6 protein-coding genes are annotated in these 3,875 nt (G+C 71.1%); 1 reads left to right on the forward strand and 5 read right to left on the reverse strand.

The genetic code is table 11. The features are described from left to right. Positions 1-656: ABC-F family ATP-binding cassette domain-containing protein (locus FDZ70_07435; GenBank protein TLM74013.1), on the reverse strand; the 656-nt coding region annotated here is incomplete at its 3' end. Between FDZ70_07435 and FDZ70_07440 the strand changes: the two genes are divergently transcribed. Beyond that, the gene (locus tag FDZ70_07440) at positions 655-996 is read left to right on the forward strand and encodes a hypothetical protein (protein ID TLM74014.1); all 342 of its coding nucleotides are present in this window, start codon (positions 655-657) and stop codon (positions 994-996) included. The two genes, FDZ70_07435 and FDZ70_07440, sit on opposite strands and share 2 nt — an antisense overlap. A gap of 87 nt (positions 997-1,083) precedes the next feature. Here FDZ70_07440 and FDZ70_07445 read toward each other — a convergent pair whose 3' ends face one another. The 4 genes from FDZ70_07445 to FDZ70_07460 all read right to left on the reverse strand — a co-directional run. Next, positions 1,084-1,287: a cold-shock protein gene (locus FDZ70_07445; GenBank protein ID TLM74015.1), complete on the reverse strand. Its 204-nt coding sequence runs from the start codon at positions 1,285-1,287 to the stop codon at positions 1,084-1,086. Positions 1,288-1,428: 141 nt separating this feature from the next. Next, positions 1,429-2,583, reverse strand: coding sequence for a hypothetical protein (locus FDZ70_07450; GenBank protein TLM74016.1), 1,155 nt, complete (start codon positions 2,581-2,583; stop codon positions 1,429-1,431). A 1-nt stretch (position 2,584) separates the two neighbouring features. After that, positions 2,585-3,658: a Holliday junction branch migration DNA helicase RuvB gene (gene ruvB / locus FDZ70_07455; GenBank protein TLM74017.1), complete on the reverse strand. Its 1,074-nt coding sequence runs from the start codon at positions 3,656-3,658 to the stop codon at positions 2,585-2,587. After that, positions 3,655-3,875, reverse strand: a 221-nt coding sequence (locus tag FDZ70_07460; GenBank protein TLM74018.1) for a Holliday junction branch migration protein RuvA, incomplete at its 5' end; no start/stop codon positions are given. The genes ruvB and FDZ70_07460, both read right to left, overlap by 4 nt.

Raw genomic sequence — 3,875 nt, forward strand, 5'->3', positions numbered from 1 at the left:
AGCACACGTCGTGCCTCGGCCTCGAGCGTGTAGCCGCCCGCGTGCTCGAAGCGGTCGCGCAGGCGCCCGTACTCGGAGAGCAGGCGGTCGTGGTCGGCCGGATCGGCGCTCGCCAGTTCGGCCTCCAGCGCGGTCAGGCGGTGCTCGAGCGAGGTGACGTCCGAGGCGGCCGCCAGCACCTCGTCGAGCACGGTCGGCGCCGCCATCTCGATGGCCTCCTGGCGCAGGTAGCCGATGACGGCGTCTTTGGCACGCGAGACCGTGCCGTCGTCGGGCGACGACTCGCCCGCGACGATCTCGAGCAGCGTGGTCTTCCCCGCCCCGTTGGGGCCGACCAGCGCGATGCGGTCGCGCGCTCCGACGCGCAGCGACACGCCCGAGAACAGGGTGCGCGCGCCGAAGGACTTGGAGACGTTGTCGACGGTGATGAACACGGCGCCACAGGATACCGCAGCGGGCCGCGAGGGCCCCGCGCGCATACGTGCAGCGCGATGCGGGAATACATCCTCGAGGGAGGTGGAAGCCATGGGAAAGCACGATGCGCTCTCGAAGACGCTGGCGGTCACGGGGGTGATCGTGGTCGCGCTCCCGCTGCTCGCGCCGATCGCGTTCGGGGTCGTCGCGTGGTTCACGCGCCCGGCGGGTGTGCCGTTCATGATCGACTTCCTGATGCCGTTCGAGATCTACCCGGTCACAATCGTCGGCGTGCTGCTGCTGCTGGCCGCGGCGCTCCGCGCACGCGATCGCCGCGCAGCAGTCGCGTGGTCGGTCGGCGGCATGCTCGGCGGCGTCCTGCTCAGCGGCCTGGCCGCCAATCTGACGGGCATCGCCGACTCGGTCGACCCCCTGCCCTGGTGGCGCTACGCGCCCACCATCGCGCTGGGCGCCGGGTCGCTCGTCGCGCAGGTGGTCCTCATCGTGTTCGGCATCCTGCTCGTCAAGGATCTCTTCGCCGCGGAACACGCCACGGAACCGCCGGCCGTACCGACCGCCTAGCCAGGTGTCGAGCGGCAGGCCCCAAAGCAAGAGGGGCGGCCCCGTCACGGGACAGCCCCTCATCTGTGCGTGTGGTCGAGCCGGGTGCTAGATCTTGCGGACGTTCGACGCCTGCTTATTGCCGCCCTGGCCGTCCGTGACCTCGAACTCCACGGCCTGGCCCTCGTCGAGGGTCTTGTAGCCGTCGGTCTGGATCTCGCTGTAGTGGACGAAGACGTCCTCGCCACCCTCGATCGAGATGAAGCCGTAGCCCTTGTCCGGGTTGAACCACTTCACGGTACCCTGTGCCATTTCCAACTCACTTTCCGCCCCCGCCTTCGGGGACAAAACAATCGGCGCGATGAATCCGCCACGAAAGCGGACCATCACGCCGCGAACGTGTGGGCCGACGTCCGACCCGATGCGAATAGTAGGGCACGGCGCGCCGTTCGTCTACTGCGCGGGTGTGCCGTCCTCCAACGGCCGCTCCAGCAGCTCCATGCCGCCCTCGACGCCGAGTACCTCGGCGAGGCGCACGAAGCGCCGCCGCTCGGCCCGGTCCACGCTCGGCTTGCCGCTCGTGGCGACGTAGAAGATGGAGTCGTAGGACGGGTCCGGCACGTCGAGCACACGGTTCTCCGAGGTGATCGCGCATCGTAGCGCGGACAGCATCGGAAGCGGATCCTTGAGCAGCAGCATGCCCTCGGCGTCGGCCTTCTCGTAGCCGGTGCGGTGCAGCGCGCGTCCCCACAGCGTCACGATCCACGATGCCGTGACCACCGCCGCGTAGGTCAGCGCCGCCACGATCGCGAGGAAGACGATCACCACGAGCGCCGCGCCGCAGCCGCCCGCCGAGTCCGAGTCCAAGTCGCCGAGGCACCCGGCCGCGTCCCCGCAGCCGTCGAGGTCCGCGCCCGAGCATCCGGTATTGCCGCAACCCTGGCAGCCCTCCGAGGCACACCCGGCGCCCGCGCCCGCCGAGCCGCGGATCGCCTTGATCGGGCCCATGAGCGCGGCCAGCGCTGTGCCGAACATGATGTCCCCGGCGACGATGCGCGCGACCAGCGTGGCGACGACGGCGCGCTCCTCGTCGTCACTCATCGTGTCGAGCAGGCCCTGCGTCACGCCGATGACCGGCCGCTTGCGGGTGGTTCCGATCGCGAACGCGTTCACCGCGCCCGTGGGCAGCAGGATGATCCTCGGCTGCACGCCGAGGCCGCCCGCGAGCGTCATGTCATGCACGGACGAGCGGAAGCGCTCCGCCTCGCCCTCGGCCAGTTCGCGCCCCTTGAACCGGCTCTTGACCCAGTCCTCGGCGTTGGAGAGCTGCACCGCCGCGATGATGCTGCCGACCAGCAGGAGCAGCAGGAACGCGCCGCCGATCACGAGCGGCATGCGCGCGTACCAGTCGGCGCGGTCGGCGAACTCGATCTCGCCCGCGCCCCATCCGAGCAGGTAGCCCGGCACGGCGACGAGCGCCGCGGAGAGCAGCGCCGCCGAGCCGCCGATGAACAGCGCGACGAACGCGGCGAGCTTCGCGCGGTTGCGGTCGACGCGGATCCACAGCGGCTGCGGGCGCACGGTCGATGTCGGCGCCGCGGGCGCCACGCTAGAAGAGCCCGTCCTGCTTCGCGGCCATCCCGCCCGCGGGCTCCTCCAGACCGAGGTGCTCGTACGCGCGCGGGGTGGCCTCGCGGCCCTTCGGCGTACGCATCAGGAAGCCGAGCTGCAGCAGGTACGGCTCGTAGACGTCCTCGAGCGTGTCGGGCTCCTCACCCACCGCGGCCGCGAGCGTGTTCAGGCCCACCGGCCGCCCGCCGAACTTCACCGCCAGCGTTTCGAGGATGGCGACGTCCATGCGGTCGAGCCCCACGTGGTCGACCTCGAAGAACGCGAGCGCCTCGGCGGCGATGTCCTCGCTGATACGGCCGGAGTGCTTGACCTGCGCGTAGTCGCGCACGCGCTTCAGCAGCCGGTTTGCCAGGCGCGGCGTCCCGCGCGAGCGTCGTGCGATCTCGGCCGCGCCCTCGTCGTCCACCGCCACGCCGAGGATCCCGGCCGAGCGGCGCACGATGGCCTCGAGTTCGTCAGGGGCGTAGTAGTCGAGGCGGAACGCCATGCCGAAGCGATCGCGCAGCGGACCGGTGAGCAGGCCGGTGCGCGTGGTGGCGCCGATGAGCGTGAAGCGCGGCAGGTCGAGCCTCAAGCTGCGCGCCGCCGGCCCCTTGCCGATGACGATGTCGATCTGGAAGTCCTCCATCGCCGGGTAGAGGACCTCTTCGACCGCGCGGTTGAGACGGTGGATCTCGTCGACGAAGAGCACGTCGCGCTCCTCGAGGTTCGTGAGTATCGCCGCGAGGTCGCCCGCGCGCTCGATGGCCGGACCGCTCGTGGTGCGCACCTTCACGCCGAGCTCGTTGGCGATGACGCCCGCGAGCGTCGTCTTGCCGAGGCCCGGCGGCCCGGAGAGCAGGATGTGGTCGAGAGCCTCGTCGCGCTGACGCGCCGCCTCGATGAGCACACCGAGGTTCTCCTTGACGCGCGTCTGGCCGAGGTACTCGTTCAGCCGCTTCGGCCGCAGCGAGCGGTCGATCTCGAGGTCGTCCTCGGTGAGTTCCGCCGAGACCAGCCGCTCGACGGCGTCCGCCGCATCTTCGGAACCGGGCTCCCAGACGGTGCTCACGAGCCGCCCCCAAGCCTGCGCAGCGCGTGCCTGAGCAGCGCCTGCGCGTCGGTCGGCGCGCCGTCGTAGCCCTTCACGGCCGTAGCGACCTCGGCGGCCGAGAACCCCATCGCGAGCAGCGCCTGGCGCGCCTCATCGAGCGCGTCCGGGGCCGCGGCGGCCGCACCGCCGCCCGCCGCCACGCCCGGCGCGGCGAGCTTGTCGGTCAGGTCGAGGA

The sequence above is a fragment of the Actinomycetota bacterium genome, from assembly GCA_005774595.1.
In the GTDB taxonomy this organism is placed as follows: Bacteria; Actinomycetota; Coriobacteriia; order Anaerosomatales; family D1FN1-002; genus D1FN1-002.

What these genes read in the sequence shown, in the direction of transcription:
- FDZ70_07440 (TLM74014.1), top strand. Translation starts at nt 655, where the DNA reads ATGATCGACTTCCTGATGCCGTTCGAGATCTACCCGGTCACAATCGTC.
- FDZ70_07445 (TLM74015.1), bottom strand. Translation starts at nt 1,287, where the DNA reads ATGGCACAGGGTACCGTGAAGTGGTTCAACCCGGACAAGGGCTACGGC.